This is a genomic window from Rhodococcus globerulus (assembly GCF_019334125.1).
GTDB classification, from domain to species: Bacteria; Actinomycetota; Actinomycetes; order Mycobacteriales; family Mycobacteriaceae; genus Rhodococcus_F; species Rhodococcus_F globerula.
This window is the reverse complement of sequence record NZ_CP079698.1, coordinates 5892257-5908206: the sequence shown is the minus strand read 5'-3', so window position 1 is coordinate 5908206 and position 15950 is coordinate 5892257. Positions and strand designations below refer to the sequence as shown.

At 62.7% G+C, this 15950-nt stretch carries 14 protein-coding genes and 1 tRNA gene; 12 read left to right on the top strand and 3 right to left on the bottom strand.

Annotated elements, in window-relative coordinates; translation table 11 throughout:
* The first annotated feature begins 2 nt into the window (after positions 1–2).
* Genes ptsP through KYT97_RS26930 form a run of 9 tightly spaced genes read left to right on the top strand, consistent with a single transcriptional unit; the run spans position 3 to position 9894 of the window.
* Positions 3–1685 carry a phosphoenolpyruvate--protein phosphotransferase gene (ptsP, locus tag KYT97_RS26970; RefSeq protein WP_219111143.1) on the top strand — a complete coding sequence of 561 codons (1683 nt, stop codon included), beginning with the start codon at positions 3–5 and terminating at the stop codon, positions 1683–1685.
* The gene (locus KYT97_RS26965; protein WP_245005930.1) at positions 1682–2884 is read left to right on the top strand and encodes an N-acetylglucosamine-6-phosphate deacetylase; all 1203 of its coding nucleotides are present in this window, start codon (positions 1682–1684) and stop codon (positions 2882–2884) included. The genes ptsP and KYT97_RS26965 overlap by 4 nt, the downstream gene beginning before the upstream one ends.
* On the top strand, positions 2884–3663 hold the full coding sequence (gene nagB / locus KYT97_RS26960; RefSeq protein ID WP_045071364.1) for a glucosamine-6-phosphate deaminase: 780 nt from the start codon (positions 2884–2886) through the stop codon (positions 3661–3663). The genes KYT97_RS26965 and nagB overlap by 1 nt, the downstream gene beginning before the upstream one ends.
* Before the next feature lies 1 nt (position 3664).
* Positions 3665–4396 carry a copper homeostasis protein CutC gene (locus KYT97_RS26955; protein WP_219111139.1) on the top strand — a complete coding sequence of 244 codons (732 nt, stop codon included), beginning with the start codon at positions 3665–3667 and terminating at the stop codon, positions 4394–4396.
* A 60-nt stretch (positions 4397–4456) separates the two neighbouring features.
* Complete coding sequence (locus tag KYT97_RS26950; protein WP_033236066.1) at positions 4457–5974, top strand: CoA-acylating methylmalonate-semialdehyde dehydrogenase; 1518 nt, start codon at positions 4457–4459, stop codon at positions 5972–5974.
* A gap of 14 nt (positions 5975–5988) precedes the next feature.
* Positions 5989–7146: an isobutyryl-CoA dehydrogenase gene (locus KYT97_RS26945; RefSeq protein ID WP_033236067.1), complete on the top strand. Its 1158-nt coding sequence runs from the start codon at positions 5989–5991 to the stop codon at positions 7144–7146.
* Positions 7143–8201 carry an enoyl-CoA hydratase/isomerase family protein gene (locus KYT97_RS26940; protein WP_033236068.1) on the top strand — a complete coding sequence of 353 codons (1059 nt, stop codon included), beginning with the start codon at positions 7143–7145 and terminating at the stop codon, positions 8199–8201. The genes KYT97_RS26945 and KYT97_RS26940 overlap by 4 nt, the downstream gene beginning before the upstream one ends.
* A gap of 23 nt (positions 8202–8224) precedes the next feature.
* Positions 8225–9121: a 3-hydroxyisobutyrate dehydrogenase gene (mmsB, locus tag KYT97_RS26935; protein WP_033236069.1), complete on the top strand. Its 897-nt coding sequence runs from the start codon at positions 8225–8227 to the stop codon at positions 9119–9121.
* Positions 9118–9894: an enoyl-CoA hydratase gene (locus KYT97_RS26930; protein WP_033236070.1), complete on the top strand. Its 777-nt coding sequence runs from the start codon at positions 9118–9120 to the stop codon at positions 9892–9894. Before mmsB ends, KYT97_RS26930 begins: the two co-directional genes overlap by 4 nt.
* Positions 9895–9961: 67 nt before the next feature.
* On the opposite strand, the gene KYT97_RS26925 is transcribed toward KYT97_RS26930, so the two are convergent.
* Positions 9962–10474, bottom strand: coding sequence for a MarR family winged helix-turn-helix transcriptional regulator (locus KYT97_RS26925; RefSeq protein WP_033236071.1), 513 nt, complete (start codon positions 10472–10474; stop codon positions 9962–9964).
* A gap of 85 nt (positions 10475–10559) precedes the next feature.
* Here KYT97_RS26925 and mraY point away from each other — a divergent pair, with 85 nt between their 5' ends.
* On the top strand, positions 10560–11636 hold the full coding sequence (mraY, locus tag KYT97_RS26920; RefSeq protein WP_095888632.1) for a phospho-N-acetylmuramoyl-pentapeptide-transferase: 1077 nt from the start codon (positions 10560–10562) through the stop codon (positions 11634–11636).
* Here the strand turns inward: mraY and KYT97_RS26915 are convergent.
* Positions 11633–12844: a multidrug effflux MFS transporter gene (locus KYT97_RS26915; RefSeq protein WP_051730677.1), complete on the bottom strand. Its 1212-nt coding sequence runs from the start codon at positions 12842–12844 to the stop codon at positions 11633–11635. The two genes, mraY and KYT97_RS26915, sit on opposite strands and share 4 nt — an antisense overlap.
* Before the next feature lie 75 nt (positions 12845–12919).
* On the bottom strand, positions 12920–14194 hold the full coding sequence (locus tag KYT97_RS26910) for an alpha/beta hydrolase family protein (RefSeq protein WP_219111137.1): 1275 nt from the start codon (positions 14192–14194) through the stop codon (positions 12920–12922).
* A 268-nt stretch (positions 14195–14462) separates the two neighbouring features.
* Here KYT97_RS26910 and KYT97_RS26905 point away from each other — a divergent pair.
* Both KYT97_RS26905 and KYT97_RS26900 read left to right on the top strand, forming a co-directional pair.
* Positions 14463–14533, top strand: a tRNA-Cys gene (locus KYT97_RS26905).
* Between the two features lie 575 nt (positions 14534–15108).
* The gene (locus KYT97_RS26900) at positions 15109–15948 is read left to right on the top strand and encodes an alpha/beta fold hydrolase (RefSeq protein WP_219111133.1); all 840 of its coding nucleotides are present in this window, start codon (positions 15109–15111) and stop codon (positions 15946–15948) included.
* Positions 15949–15950 lie beyond the last annotated feature (2 nt).

Here is a 15950-nt window from a genome sequence, read left to right as displayed (position 1 = left end):
GCATGGCAACGGCAACAATCACCGAGCGGAACCAGATCAGTGCACTCGGAGTCAGTGCCGGAGTCGTCTGCGCACCCTGGTTGAGTTTCGCAGTGCCCGAACGTACTTCGGCGCAGGATCCGATCACCGGCGAGCCGGAGTCCGAACTGGCCAGAATTCGAGCGGCGCTCGACACCGTCAGTGCGGAACTCCTGCGCCGCGCGGAATCCGTCGACGGTGTCTCCGCGGACATCCTGACCACGTCGGCGGCGATGGCACGGGATCGGGCCATCGTCGGCGCGGCGCAGAAGAACCTCGAATCAGGTCTGCCGACAGCACATTCGGTGACGGTTGCCTTCGACGGATTCTGCGCCAAGCTCGACGCGGTTGGCGGGTACATGGCCGAGCGGGCAACAGATCTGCGTGACCTCGCTCAGCGGGTGGTCGCAGTGCTGCGCGGCGAACCGATGCCAGGAATCCCCAACCCCGGTTACCCGTACATTCTGGTGGCCCGGGATCTGGCGCCCGCCGACACGGCAACGCTCGGCGACACTGACGTGGTCGGATTGCTCACCGCAGAGGGCGGGCCAACCAGTCACACCGCCATCCTCGCCAAGTCGCTCGGCATTCCGGCGGTGGTGAACTGCGCGGATACCGATCGGCTGGTCTCCGGTGCAGTTCTGATCCTGGACGGTTCGAGCGGGACGGTGATGATCGATCCGAGCCCCGAGCAGTGCAGTGAGGTCGCCAGGGAAGCATCGGCCCGTGCTGCTCGCGCCGCGACTGTCAGCGGTCCCGGACGCACCCGCGACGGTTTTGCCGTGCGCTTGGCGGCAAACATCGGGACCGTGGCCGATGCCGAACGTGCGGGCGCAGCCGACTGTGAGGGTGTTGGCCTGTTCCGTACCGAATTCTCGTATCTCGGTCGCCACGATGCACCCTCCGTGGCGGAGCAGACCGCAACGTACAGAGCTGTTTTCGAGCACTTTGCCGGACGCGCCGTCGTGGTGCGGACCCTCGATTCCGGTTCCGACAAACCGTTGCCCTTCCTGGATCTCGGGGTCGAGGAGAATCCGGCGCTCGGAATTCGGGGGCTCCGCGTGGCAAATCTGTATCCGGACACCCTGGTAACCCAGCTCGACGCACTGGTTGCGGCAGCCGATGCAACCGGCGCGGATTTGCGCGTCATGGCACCGATGGTCGCGACGGCCGATGAAGCTGCGGGCTTCGCGGAACTCGCCCGATCCCGTGGGGTCGGCAAGGTGGGCGCGATGATCGAGGTTCCGGCTGCTGCCCTGCGCGCACGAGATCTCCTCGAACATCTGGATTTCCTGAGTATCGGAACCAATGACCTGAGCCAGTACACCTGTGCGGTCGACCGGATGACGGGCAGCCTCGCACACCTGCTCGACCCGTGGCAGCCGGCAGTCCTCGACCTGATCGCGATGGTCGGCCAGGCCGGAGCCGTCGCAGGCAAACCTGTTGGTGTGTGCGGGGAATCGGCGTCGGATCCGCTGTTGGCGCCGGTGTTGGTCGGTCTCGGGGTGTCGAGTCTGTCGATGTCCGTCGCAGCGATCGGGGCCGTTCGCGCGGAACTGTCGGCGCTCGATCTCGAGGTATGCCTGCAGATGGCGTCGGCGGCTCGTAATGCCCGAACGCCGGTCGACGGCAGGGCGGCGGTCGCGAGCATCAGGAATTCCTCGTGACCGAGTCACTCGTGCTGCGCGGCACCGTTGTCGGCGGTTCCTCGGGGAGCATCGACGACGGCATCGTTGTGGTCGACGGTGAGCTGATCAGCTGGGTGGGGGCGGCGAAGGACTATGCCTTAGCTGATGGCCCGGATCCCGCTGATGTTCCGGACGCAACCGACTGCGTGATACTTCCCGGGCTGATCGACGTCCACAGTCACGGCGCCGCGGGAGCGGGTTTCCCCAACACCGACGCGGCGGGCGCCCGAGTGGCCGCGTCGCATCACCGTGAGCACGGGACGACCGGTCTGTTGGCAAGTTTGGTGTCGGCGCCCCGTGCGGATCTGATGCGCCAAGCCGCGATGTTGGCCGACCTGGTTGAGGACGGCGAGATTCTGGGTATCCACCTCGAAGGGCCGTTTATCAACTGTGTTCGATGTGGTGCCCAGGATCCCGCAGCGATAGTTTCCGGGGACCCTGACCTGCTCGAAGAGGTGTGCAACGCGGCCCGCGGGCACGTGCGTTCGATGACTCTGGCACCGGAGACGGAGAATTTCGGGAAACTGCTCGACGTCATGCGTCGACGCGAAATTCTGCCCAGCTTCGGACACACCGACGCCGATGCGGCGACTACGTCGACCCGGATCGGACAGGCGGCTCGCAGCGGTCGGGTGAGCGCAACACACCTGTTCAACGGGATGCCGCCGTTGCATCACCGTTCGCCGGGTCCGGTGGCGGCGTGCCTCGCGGCCGCCGGGAGAGGAGAGATGGTGGTGGAACTGATCGCCGATGGAGTGCACCTGGCTCCGGAAACGGTGTCCATGGTGTTCGATACCGTCGGCGCAGATCAGATCACGCTCGTCAGTGATTCCATGGCTGCCGCCGGAATGGCCGACGGAAACTATCAACTCGGCGCTCTGGATGTGGTGGTGAGCGGTGGCGTCGCCAGACTTGCCACATCCGACGGTTCGGACGGGGCCATAGCCGGCGGAACGGCACGACTGCTGGATGTGCTGCGTAGCACCGTGTTCGACAGCGGAGTTGCACTCGCCGATGCCGTCACCGCTGCCACTCGTACCCCGGCAACACTGCTGGGACTGCACGATTCACATGGATCGCTGACTGCCGGCTACCGCGCCGACATCCTGGTCACCGATCGTCACCTGCGCCCGGTGCGCGTACTACACGGCGGTCGGGCCGCCGGAAAGGAAATCTGATGGAAATTGTCATCATGCCTACCCCGCTGGAGGTCGACTCGACGGCAGCAGACATCGTCGAAGGCTATGTCCGACGCGGTGCTACGACGCTTGGGCTCGCAACAGGTTCGTCGCCGATCGGGACGTACCGCGAGCTGGCGCGTCGTCACCGGGTGTCGGGACTGGACTTCTCGCAGGCTCAGGCATTCTTGCTCGACGAGTATCTGGGACTGCCGAAAAGCCATTCGCAGTCGTACTATTCGGTGATTCGCGCCGAATTCGTCGACCACGTCAATCTGGATCCGGAGCGGGTGTTCAGCCCAGACGGTGAAGCAGTAATTCCCGATGCCGAAGTGGAACGCTACGACCGTAGTATCGCCGAAGCCGGGGGAGTGGACGTCCAGTTGCTCGGAATCGGCACCGACGGACACATAGGTTTCAACGAACCCGGTTCCGCTCTGTCGTCGCGAACCCGGGTCAAGACGTTGACGGAGCAGACGCGAATCGACAACGCTCGTTTCTTCGAGCGTCCTGACGATGTTCCTCATCACGTTCTCACCCAGGGCCTCGGAACTATCAGTGATGCACGGCATTTGGTGATGATCGCGACCGGCGAAGGCAAGGCCGACGCGATTGCTGCAGCCGTCGAAGGCCCGTTGACGGCATTTTGCCCCGCATCGATCCTGCAATGGCATCGCCACGTCACGGTGGTCATCGACGAAGCTGCTGCCGGGCGGCTGAAGTTGGCCGACTACTACCGGTACGCGCTCGAGAACAAGCCACCCTGGCAGTCGTACTGACATGAGCGCTCTCGAACTTGCCGTTCAGGATGTTCGTGGGGCGCAGATCGCACTCGCCGTGGGGGCGGCGCGTGTTGAACTCTGTGCGGCACTGGGGGCAACCGGTGGTCTCACCCCCAGCTACGGATTGATCGAAGCAGTTGTGGCAGTGGGTGTTCCGGTGCATGTCCTGATCCGGCCACGGGCTGGTGGATTTGTATACTCTGCCGACGAGATGGTGGTGATATGCCGTGACACACGCGCCGCAGTGGCAGCAGGTGCGTCCGGGATAGTGATCGGCGCTCTGACCGAAACCTCCGCGGTCGATGTCGACGCGATGCGTTCGATCATCGACTGCATCGACCCGTCAACTGTCGAAGTCACCGCACACCGCGCCGTCGACGTGGTGCCGGACAGAAATGTGGCACTCGACATCTTGGTGGATCTCGAAGTAACCCGGGTCTTGACGTCGGGCGGTGCCCCGACCTGCGCCGAAGGGCTGGCGGAGTTGGGGACCCTGGTCGATCACGCCGCGGGGCGGATCCAGATCATGGCCGGTGGCGGCGTCCGGATTCCCGATATTGCCGCAATTGCGGCGACCGGAGTCGACGCGATCCACCTGTCCGCTCGCGCGATCGTCGAAGGTTCCGGTGGGCCGGGCGGTGGTAGCGGTGGATATGAGGTCACCGACCGGGAAATTGCGCTGTCCGCGGCTTCGGCCCTAGACATACATGGACATCCAACTATAGGATGATAGACATACTCAGCGCTGCTTCTCGGGCAGTCCACAACGAGCAAGGAACGGGTTAGCACAATGGTTGACAACGCGGCAGTTCAAGAGTTGACGCACTTCGTCGGTGGCAAGCGGGTTCCCGGAGCTTCCGATCGATTTGCAGACGTCTTCGATCCCAACACCGGTAAGGTTCAGGCGCGCGTCCCGCTCGCAAGCAAGGCCGAAACCGAAGCCATCATCGCCAATGCAGAAGAGGCGCAGAAGGTCTGGGCTGCTTTCAACCCGCAGAAGCGCGCCCGCGTGCTCATGAAATTCCTCCAGCTCGCTCAGGCTGAGATGGACTCCCTCGCTCGTCTCCTCTCGTCCGAGCACGGCAAGACCGTCGCTGACGCCAAGGGTGACATCCAGCGTGGCCTCGAGGTCATCGAATTTGCCGTCGGTGCTCCGCACCTGCTCAAGGGCGAATTCACCGAGAGCGCAGGCACGGGTATCGACGTGTACTCGATGCGTCAGCCGCTGGGCGTCGTTGCCGGCATCACGCCCTTCAACTTCCCCGCGATGATCCCGCTGTGGAAGGCCGGCCCGGCCCTCGCCGCAGGTAACGCCTTCATTCTCAAGCCGTCCGAGCGTGACCCCTCCGTGCCGCTGCGCCTGGCCGAGCTGTTCCTAGAAGCCGGACTGCCCGCTGGCGTGTTCAACGTGGTCAACGGTGACAAGGAAGTTGTCGACGTCCTGCTCACCGACGACCGCATCAAGGCTGTCGGTTTTGTCGGCTCCACGCCGATCGCCCAGTACATCTACGAGACCGCCGCAGCTCACGGCAAGCGTGCACAGTGCTTCGGTGGTGCCAAGAACCACGCGATCGTCATGCCGGACGCCGACCTCGACGAGGTTGCCGACGCCCTGATCGGTGCCGGCTACGGCAGCGCCGGTGAGCGTTGCATGGCCATCTCCGTTGCCGTTCCCGTCGGCGAAGAAACGGCAGATGCGCTGGTTGCCAAGCTGAAGGAACGCGTCGCGAAGCTGAAGATCGGTCGCAGTGACGACGAAGGTGTCGACTTCGGGCCCCTCGTCTGCCAGGATGCCCTCGACCGCGTCAACAACTACGTGCAGATCGGCATCGACGAGGGCGCAACGGCAGTCGTCGACGGCCGCGGCTTCACCCTCGAAGGCCACGAAGGCGGATTCTTCGCCGGCGCAACCCTGTTCGACAACGTTACGTCGGATATGCGCATCTACAAGGAAGAGATCTTCGGACCCGTACTTCAGGTTGTGCGCGCTGCCGATTACGAAGAGGCACTGCGTCTTCCGACGGAACACGAGTACGGAAACGGCGTCTCCATCTTCACCCGTGACGGCGACACCGCGCGTGACTTCACGGCCCGCGTCAACGTCGGCATGGTCGGCGTCAACGTGCCGATCCCGGTCCCGATCGCGTACCACACCTTCGGCGGCTGGAAGCGCTCCGGATTCGGTGACCTGAACCAGCACGGTCCCGACTCCTTCCGCTTCTACACCAAGACCAAGACGGTGACGCAGCGTTGGCCTTCCGGCAAGAAGGAAGAGACCAATCACTTCGTCATCCCCACGATGAACTGATCGGAACACCTTCCATGTTTACTCTGACCGATGACGAGCGGGCGATTCGTGACACTGCCCGCGACTTCGCGGCCGAGCATCTGGCACCGAATGCGGTGGAGTGGGATCAGACCAAGCATTTCCCGGTGGACGTTCTCCGCAAGGCGGCGTCCCTGGGGATGGGCGGGATCTACATTCGCGAGGATGTCGGTGGCAGTGAACTGACCCGCGTCGACGCCGCTCGGATCTTCGAGGAGCTCGCCAAGGGAGATCCGTCGATCGCCGCGTACATCTCCATCCACAACATGGTCACGTGGATGATCGACCAGTTCGGCAACGACGAACAGCGCCACAAGTGGGTACCCGGACTCTGCTCGATGGATCAGTTGGGCAGTTACTGCCTGACCGAACCCGGTGCAGGTTCCGACGCGGCCGGCTTGAGCACCAAGGCTGTTCGCGACGGCGACGACTACATCCTCAACGGTGTCAAGCAGTTCATCTCCGGCGCAGGGACTTCCGATGTCTACGTCGTGATGGCCCGAACCGGATCTGCTGGTGCCAAGGGAATCACGGCGTTCATCGTGCCGAAGGATTCGCCTGGCCTGTCCTTCGGTGCCAACGAGATCAAGATGGGCTGGAACGCACAGCCCACTCGTCAGGTGATCATGGAGGACGTGCGCGTTCCCGCCGCCAACATGCTCGGCGAAGAAGGCAGCGGATTCCGCATCGCGATGAAGGGCCTCAACGGCGGTCGCCTCAACATCGCGGCGTGCTCGGTGGGCGGCGCACAGGCGGCGTTCGACAAAGCCGTCGGATATCTGGTGGACCGCAAGGCTTTCGGTTCGGCGTTGATCGAATCGCAGGCTCTGCAGTTCCAGCTCGCCGATATGCGGACCGACCTGGAAGCTGCGCGAACCCTGCTGTGGCGCGCTGCCGCAGCGCTCGACGAGGGCGCACCCGATGTCGTGGAACTGTGCGCGATGGCGAAGCGCTTCGCGACCGACAACGGTTTCGACGTGGCCAACCGGGCGCTACAGCTTCACGGCGGGTACGGCTATCTTGCTGAGTACGGGATCGAGAAGATCGTTCGCGATCTTCGCGTTCACCAGATCCTCGAAGGCAGCAACGAGATCATGCGTGTGGTCATCGCTCGCAGTGTGATCGCAGGGCAGGGAAAGCAGGGAGCAGCATGACCGAAGAGAACGAAGTTCTGATCGAGAAGCGCGACGGGCTGGGACTCATCACCCTCAACCGTCCCAAGGCGATCAACGCGCTCAATCACTCGATGGTGACGGCGATGGCCGCGGCACTCGAGGCCTGGAAGTCCGACGACGAGGTCAAGGCCGTTGTCCTGACCGGTGCAGGCGAACGTGGCCTGTGCGCGGGCGGCGACATCGTCTCGATCTACCACGACGCCAAGGACGGCAAGACCGGTTCGCTCGACTTCTGGCGCGACGAGTACATCCTCAACGCCGAGATCTCGAACTACCCGAAGCCGTACATTGCAATCATGGACGGCATCGTCATGGGCGGAGGTGTCGGAGTGTCCGCACACGGCGACGTCCGCATCGTGACCGAGCGTTCCATGATCGGAATGCCCGAGACCGGAATCGGATTCATCCCCGACGTCGGCGGAACGTACCTGCTCTCGCGCGCTCCCGGAGAGCTGGGAACACACATCGCGCTCACCACGGCACGCTTGAGTGCCGGCGACGCCATCGCGACGGGATTCGCGGATCACTTCATCCCGTCCGAGAACATCGAGACGTTCATCGAGGCGATCGCATCGTCGACGGTAGAACAGGCCGTTGCTCAATTTGCCGAGCCCGCACCGGTTTCGGAACTACTGGCACAGCAGAGTTGGATCGACGCCGCGTACTCGGCAGACAATGTCGTCGCGATTGTCGAGCGACTGCGCGCCAGTGGAATTCCCGAAGCGGAGAAGGCCGCCGAGCAGATTCTCGGTAAGTCGCCGATCGCGCTGGCCGTCACGTTGCGTTCACTTCGTCACGCCAAGGGTGCCGACAGTCTCGAAGACGTTCTGAACGAGGAGTTCCGGGTGTCGACGGCGTCACTGAGTTCGCACGACCTCGTCGAGGGCATCCGCGCACAGGTGGTCGAGAAGGACCGCAACCCGCAGTGGCTGCCCGCGACCCTCGCGGACGTCACCGAAGCCGCCGTGGACGCGTATTTTGCGCCCCTCGGCGAGCAGGAACTCGGCCTCACCCCTCAACCGCAAGGCAACTGATCACCGCCGAAGGAGCATCACTAATGAGCACCATTGGATTTATCGGACTCGGACACATGGGTGGACCGATGGCGGCCAACCTCGTCAAGGCCGGACACACGGTAGTCGGGTTCGACCTGGCGCCGGCAGCCCTCGAGCAGGCCGTCAAAGACGGTGCATCGGTAGCGGATTCGGCTGTCGATGCGGTGCGCGACGCCGACGTCGTCATCACGATGCTGCCGAGCGGCAAGCACGTTCTGGGGCTGTACGACGATCTGCTGCCCGTCGCTAAGCCGGGCACACTGTTCATCGACTGTTCGACGATCGACGTCGCCGATGCCCGCGAAGCACACGAGCGGGCAGAGGCCGCCGGACACCGTAGCGTCGACGCCCCGGTCTCCGGTGGTGTTGTCGGCGCAACCGCCGGAACCCTCGCATTCATGGTCGGCGGATCCGAAGAGGACTTCCAGGCCGCGTCTCCGTTGCTGGACGTGATGGGCCGCAAGGTCGTTCACTGCGGCGACGCCGGTGTCGGTCAGGCCGCGAAGATCTGCAACAACATGATCCTCGGTGTCTCGATGATCGCGATCAGCGAAGCATTCGTGCTGGGTGAGAAGCTCGGACTGAGCAACCAGGCACTCTTCGACGTCGCGTCCAACGCATCGGGACAGTGCTGGGCGCTCACGTCCAACTGCCCGGTACCAGGACCGGTGCCTACCAGCCCGGCCAACAATGACTACCAGCCGGGTTTTGCGGTCGCGTTGATGGACAAGGATCTCGGTCTGGCAGCAAATGCCCTGCGTACCAATGGTGTTGACGCCGAACTCGGTCTCAAGGCTGCTGAGCTCTACAGCCAGTACCATGCCGCGGGTGCCGGTGGTCAGGACTTCTCTGCCATCATCAACGACATCCGAGACCGTTCGACCGAAGGACAGCAGTGACCGACTTCAACACCATCATTCTCGAGCGTAAGGGCCGCGTCGGCGTCATCACGCTCAACCGTCCCAAGGCGCTCAACGCACTCAACTCCGAGCTGATGAACGAGGTTGTTGCCGCGGTAACCGACCTCGAAGCGGACAACAACATCGGTGCCATTCTGATCACCGGTTCCGAGCGCGCATTTGCCGCCGGCGCCGACATCAAGGAAATGCAGTCCAAGACGTACATGGACGCGTACGTCGAGGATTTCTTCACCCCGTGGGATCGAGTTGCCGCAGCTCGCAAGCCGCTGATCGCCGCAGTTGCCGGATACGCACTCGGTGGCGGTTGCGAACTCGCGATGCTCTGCGACTTCATCATCGCCGCGGATAACGCCAAGTTCGGCCAGCCCGAGATCAAGCTCGGAGTTATCCCCGGAATCGGTGGCTCACAGCGTCTTACCCGCGCGGTGGGCAAGGCCAAGGCCATGGAAATGTGCCTCACCGGACGCAACATGGACGCCGAAGAAGCCGAGCGCGCCGGCCTGGTGTCTCGCATCGTCCCGGCGGCAGATCTGCTCGACGACGCACTGAAGACGGCAACCACGATTGCCGAGATGTCCCTGCCGATCGCGATGATGGCCAAGGAAGCGGTCAACCGCTCCTTCGAGTCTTCCCTCGCCGAGGGCGTCCGCTTCGAGCGTCGGGTCTTCCACTCGACCTTCGCTACCGAAGATCAGAAGGAAGGCATGGCCGCATTCGTCGAGAAGCGGTCAGCTGAGTTCAAGCACCGCTGACAAGTCCCCACGATCCTGAAGGATTCTGCTCGCTCAGCGAGTGAAATCCTTCAGGATCGTTGTGGTTTCACCCCTCGAAATCGCCAGCGGTCTTCCGCAATTCAGTGAGGATTGTCACTAATTGCGTGAGCTTGTCCGGTTCCAAGCCTGGGTTCGCAAAGACCTTGGCATTCAGAAGTTCCGTAGCCTCGAGCGCCAGTGCTCGGCCGGAATCCGAAATCTCGATGAGTGTTGTACGACGATCGCTGGGGTGGGGGACACGTCGTACCAATTGCGCTTTCTCGAGGCGATCCACCGCATTCGTGACGCTGGTGGGGTGAACCTGCAAGCGTGCGCTGGCCTTCGTCATGGGCAGTGCGCCCGACCTCGTAAAGGTAAGCAGTGTCAACAACTCGTAGCGAGCGAACGTCAACCCGAGCGGTTTGAGCACTTCCTCGACTCGCGCCATCATGATCTGCTGCGCCCGCATCACCGACGTGACAGCGGCCATCCCGTCGGCAACGTCACTCCAACCGTGCTCGGTCCATTGCCGATGTGCCTCTTCGATGGGGTCGATGGGAAGCGGCGAAAGGGGAGGCATACGTTCGATCATCCCATGCCTGCCAGAGCCTGAGCGCCTTGTCTGATTATGTGTCGCGGGCCGTCACATCTGTAGAGTCCTCCGAGTGATTTCAATCCTCGTCGCGGGTGGCGTCTCGTTGTTCGTCGCTCTGTTCTTGACGCCCTTCCTTATCCGGGTGTTGTCCAAACAAGGGCTCGGGCATGAGATCCGCATCGACGGTCCGCAGAGCCATCAGGGTAAGCGCGGTACGCCGTCCATGGGCGGCATCGCGATTATCGCGGGCATGTGGGCCGGGTACCTGGCTGCCCATGCCATCGGTTTCGGTTCGCGTCTGCCCAGATTGTCCGCGTCGGGATGGTTGGTGCTGGCGCTGGCAACTTCCTTGGGTGTGGTCGGCTTCCTCGACGACTTCATCAAGATCCGCAAGAAACGCAACCTCGGATTGAACAAGACGGCGAAGACCGTCGGACAGTTGGCGAGCGCCATCATTTTCGGTGTGCTGTTTCTGCAGTTCTCCAACAGCAAGGGCGTAACGCCCGGCAGTCAATATCTTTCGCACGTTCGAGATATCTCGGTGTTCTCGATGGGAACCATCGGGTTCCTGATCTTCTTTTGCGTGCTTGTCTTTGCGTGGTCCAACGCCGTCAACTTCACCGACGGTCTGGACGGCCTCGCAGCCGGGTCGATGGGCATGATCCTGGGCACTTACGTTGTCATCGCGGGATGGCAGTACCGGAACTCCTGCGTCCTCGATCCTGTTGCCGGGTGCTACGACGTTCGCGACCCACTCGACCTTGCGATAGTTGCCGCAGCGGCGGGTGGGGCGTGCCTCGGGTTCCTGTGGTGGAACGCGGCGCCGGCTCAGATCTTCATGGGCGACACCGGTTCATTGGCACTCGGCGGTTTGGTTGTCGGTCTTTCGGTCACCACACACACCGAACTACTGATGGTCATCATCGGCGCCCTGTTCGTGGCCGAGATCCTGTCGGTGATCATCCAGGTGCTTGTGTTCAAATCGTCCGGCCGACGCGTATTCAAGATGGCCCCGATACATCATCACTTCGAGTTACTCGGTTGGCCCGAGACAGTGGTGATCGCTCGCTTCTGGATTTTCGTGGCCATTTCCTGCGTGATCGGACTGGCGACCTTCTACAGCGAATGGTTTGCGGCTGCCGGCTAGACCTGAGCCGTGCGGCTTGTCGCCACTAGAGCGATCAATCCCACGGAAACACAGGCCGTCATCGTGACGGCGAGCGCAGTACTGGTGTTTCCGAGCAGTCCGACAGCCGGGGCGATGGCAGCGCCCACACCGAACTGGAACGCGCCCAGCATCGCGGCAGCCGTTCCGGCTGCTTCTCCGTGACGGGAGAGTGCCAGTGCCGGGGCGTTCGGTAGAACAAATCCCACCGCGCCGAGCATGACCCACAGCGCGATCACAAATCCGATCAGGCCGCCAAGGTCGAGCGCCGCGACCACGATGACCAAGACTCCAGAGGCAACTGCAGTGACAAGCGCCGACCGGGTGATCTGCTGCGGCGTCCAGCGATCCAGCAGACGGACGTTGACCTGTGACGCGCCGATCAGTGCAATGGCGCCGGCGCTGAACAGCAGTGCAAACTCCTGCTGATTGAGGCCGTACTGGTCCTGATAGACAAACGAGGCACCGGAAACGTACGCGAACAGAGACGCCATACCGACGCTGGAGACCAGCGTCAGGACCATGAAGGTGCGGTCACGGAGAAGCGATCCGTACATCTGGAGAACTGATCGCACGCCGCTGGCGCGCCGCTTCTCGCGGGGCAGAGTCTCCGGAATCCCGAAGGCGCCGATCATGGCCGTGCCGACACCGATCAATGCAAGGACGACAAAGATCCCGCGCCAATCGAGCGCGACCAACAGTGCGCCGCCGATGCTGGGGGCCAGAATCGGTGCGACGCCGAGAACAAGCATCAGCCGACTCATGACGACGGCGACAGTATTGCCGCTGTACAGATCGCGCACGATCGCCATCGTGACCACAGCGGCAGCAGCGGCGCCCATTCCCTGGAACACCCTTAGGATGCCGAGAACAGCAATCGTGGGCGCAAATACGGCCAGCAACGACGCGACGATGTGCACGCCGATGCCGGCGAGCAATGGTTTCTTACGGCCGAGAGTGTCCGAGAGCGGGCCGACGAGCAATTGCCCGAGGGCCAGTCCGATCAACGTTCCCGTGATCGTGAGCTGGACCGTCGACGACGAGGTTCCGAGGTCGTCGGCGATATCCGGCAACGCCGGTAGATACATGTCGATGGTGAACGGGCCGAGCGCCGTCATGGATCCGAGAGCAAGGATCTTTCCGATGCTCGGCTTGCGTTCAACCGTTGTCGGCGAAGCAGCGGGATCCACGGGTGGAGCGGTGGCGGTCTTCTCGGCAGTCACGAAGCAAGTCAGCAACAGGACGGTCCGATTTGTTCCCGTCGGTCAGGGAAGCGTTTGAAACGACCCCGACCCGACGATTTCGTCATCGGCTTCCACGGTGTAGTTGTACGTCGTATTCGGGGCGAGACTGGAGACGATGCTCAGCGTCCGCAGCCCGGTTCGCGTTGTGTAGTTGTACACGTAGAACGGGCCTTGGGTGGCTGTGACCCGGAACGTCGTCCGACTGGTTCCGGCAGGAATAGTGACGACTAGATTTGCGCCGATCCTCGTCGGAGTCAGTGTGTAGTTCCACACCGCCGGTGGTGGCGTAGTCGTTGTCGTAGTCGTAGCGACCGGCGTTGTTGTAGTCGTGACCGGCGCCGTTGTCGTGGTGATCGGGGGAGGGCTGGTTGTTGTTGCTGGGGTGGTTGTTGTCGTCGGCTGGGTCGCAGTCGGCTCGGGGGTAGCGGCGACTGTGGTTGTGGGAACCTGATTGTTCGGGGCGTGATCGTCCAGGTGACGCGCGAGAACCGTGCCGAATGTGCCGGAGAGGTTGTGGCCGAGGCCGGCGGGAGACTCGAGATCCGTCGTAAAGCCCTGTGCCGAATACCAAGCCGACCCCTTCTGGGCGTCGAGCACGGCGTTGTAACCGTCGCTGACGTTAGTGCCGTTGTCGGCGGCCCCGGTGTACCAATGCATGGGAAGGTCGGCGATCAGGCCGCCGGCAAAGGGCTGCGCCGAGACGCGTGGCACGCCGCCGCCGCCGAAGACCACAGTGCCGCCGCCGTCGATCTTGCTCGAGTACTTCGGTAGGAAGAATTGAGTGATGAACTGGGAGCCCCCGCTGTAGCCGACGAGCCAGATGTCCTCGGTGTCGATGTTGTAGCCCGTTTCGAGAGTGTCGAGCAGGTTTGCGACAAAGTCTGCGTTTGCGCTCCCGTTTTCCCACCACGTAATTTCGCCGGCAGAGTCCGGGGTGCGCACGGGGACGGTGATGTAACCCCGTGAGCGGGCTTGTGCAAGGATGCCCGACGGGCCGCCGAGGCTGTACGACGAGGTGGGGTTCGCGAATTCGTACGCCCCGTCTCCGTGGAACTGCAGCACCAAGCCGGCGGCATGGTCCTGGGGAATGCCCGCGGCGTACACGTGGTATTTCGACGAAAGACCGTTCGACGCGGTGAACGGCTGGAAGGTCCGGTCCGAATAGGCCATGCCGGTGCCGTTGGTGCTCTCGGCCGAGGCGATAGGTGGTGCAACGACGATCGCAACGAGACCTGTCAATGTGGCCAGCGCAGCTGCGGCCAGGGCAGTCGCGGCCGTAAGTCGTGCTCGGGGCATCGGTGCTGCCTTTCGTCTCGGGGGCATGGCGTAACTTGCGTCACTCCAGCCCCGAGTGAACCATGCCTGTTCTGGTACGGCACAGTCGGTATTTCCCAAGCGAGTACCCCTCCTTTGGCGGTCAGTAACCCAGCAAAGAGGGGGCTAAGCCCCCGTGCGCCTTTCTGGTAGTGCCCGCTACCGGAAAGGCACACAGGGGCGTAGCACGAATCACGCTGATCAAAACTGTGGTTCGGCGGCGGCATCGAGGGCATAGTTACTTCATGACGCGGGTGTGGCCGAGTGGCTAGGCACCGGCCTGCAAAGCCGTTCACGTGGGTTCGAATCCCGCCATCCGCTCGAATGACAAGCGGGGCCGACAAAAGTCGGCCCCGCTTGTTTCTCGCCGACCATCTGGCGAGTGTTCTGTAACGATCAGCTGTTCACCGGAATAAGCTTCAAGGCCTTCTGGATCGCTGCAAGGACGTCGATGACTGTGCTGAGCGTGCTGATGGAACCCACGAATGTCCTCCGAGTGTTGAAGTGCTCGGCGTTGTGCCGTGCAGGAGAAAGTTAGCAAGCCTGACGGCTTTTTGGGCGGTTTGCCGCTTTCGGAAGAATGAAATCTGGGTCAACATACAAAAACTGGCCGGACTCCCCGAAGGCCGGCCAGTTTTTTGTGAAGCGTGGTGATCAGCTGAAGGCGGACACCGCGGTGAAGAAGGCGATGGCAGCGGCACCGAGCTTGAAAACCTTGGTGATGTCATCGAGGGTGACGCCTTCGGGCAATACGTCTTCAACAGACTGCATGTCGTAAGTCCTTACGTTTGTGGGAACTGTGGTCCAGTACCGCTGCAAGCAAGATACCTAACGTCACGCTTCTGTGGACGGTGGACTGGGTCACAAATGCAACGAATTGCACTTAAAGTCGTGTTATGACGCGCCCGGTGCCGAGATTACGAAGGTACACACGCTCTGGATTGTCGTTTGACGTCCGCGACGAAGGCCCACTCGACGGGCCGGTAGTTGTCCTACTTCACGGATTTCCGCAGGACTCGACGTCCTGGGATGGGCTGGTGCCGTTGCTCCATGCCCGGGGCTATCGGACGCTCGCGCCGGATCAACGTGGATATTCGCCGGAGGCCCGGCCGAGCGCTCGGAGTGCGTATCGCCGCAGCGAGCTTGCCGCCGACACTGTTGCCCTGATCGACGCAGCCGGCGGCGCCCCGGTGCACCTGGTCGGCCACGACTGGGGAGCCGCCGTGGCTTGGCAGGTCGCGGCCGAGCGCCCGGACTTGATCCGCACCTTGACGGCGTTATCTGTTCCGCATCCTGCGGCGTTTGTCCGAGCATTGCTGACCAGCAGTCAAGCCCTGCGATCCTGGTACATGCTTGCCTTCCAGCTGCCGATACTTCCGGAATGGATACTGCGCCGAACCGCTGACACAATCCTGGTCAGGAGCGGGCAGAGCCTCGAGTGCGCCCGCCGCGATCGGGACGCGATGGCCATGCCGGGACGTCTACGCGGTGGCCTGAATTGGTACCGTGCATTGGCGTTCAGCAGTCCGAGCGCGGGTTCCGGACGCGTCAGCGTGCCGACCCTGCACATCTGGAGCGACGGCGACATCGTGCTCGGGAGAAAGGGAGCCGAGCTCACGACGCGATACGTGGACGGCCCGTACCGATTCGAAGTTCTTCGCGGCGTGAGCCACTGGATACCCGACGAGGCGCCGCAGCAACTGGACCGGTTGCTCGCAGAGCACCTGCAGAATTGACC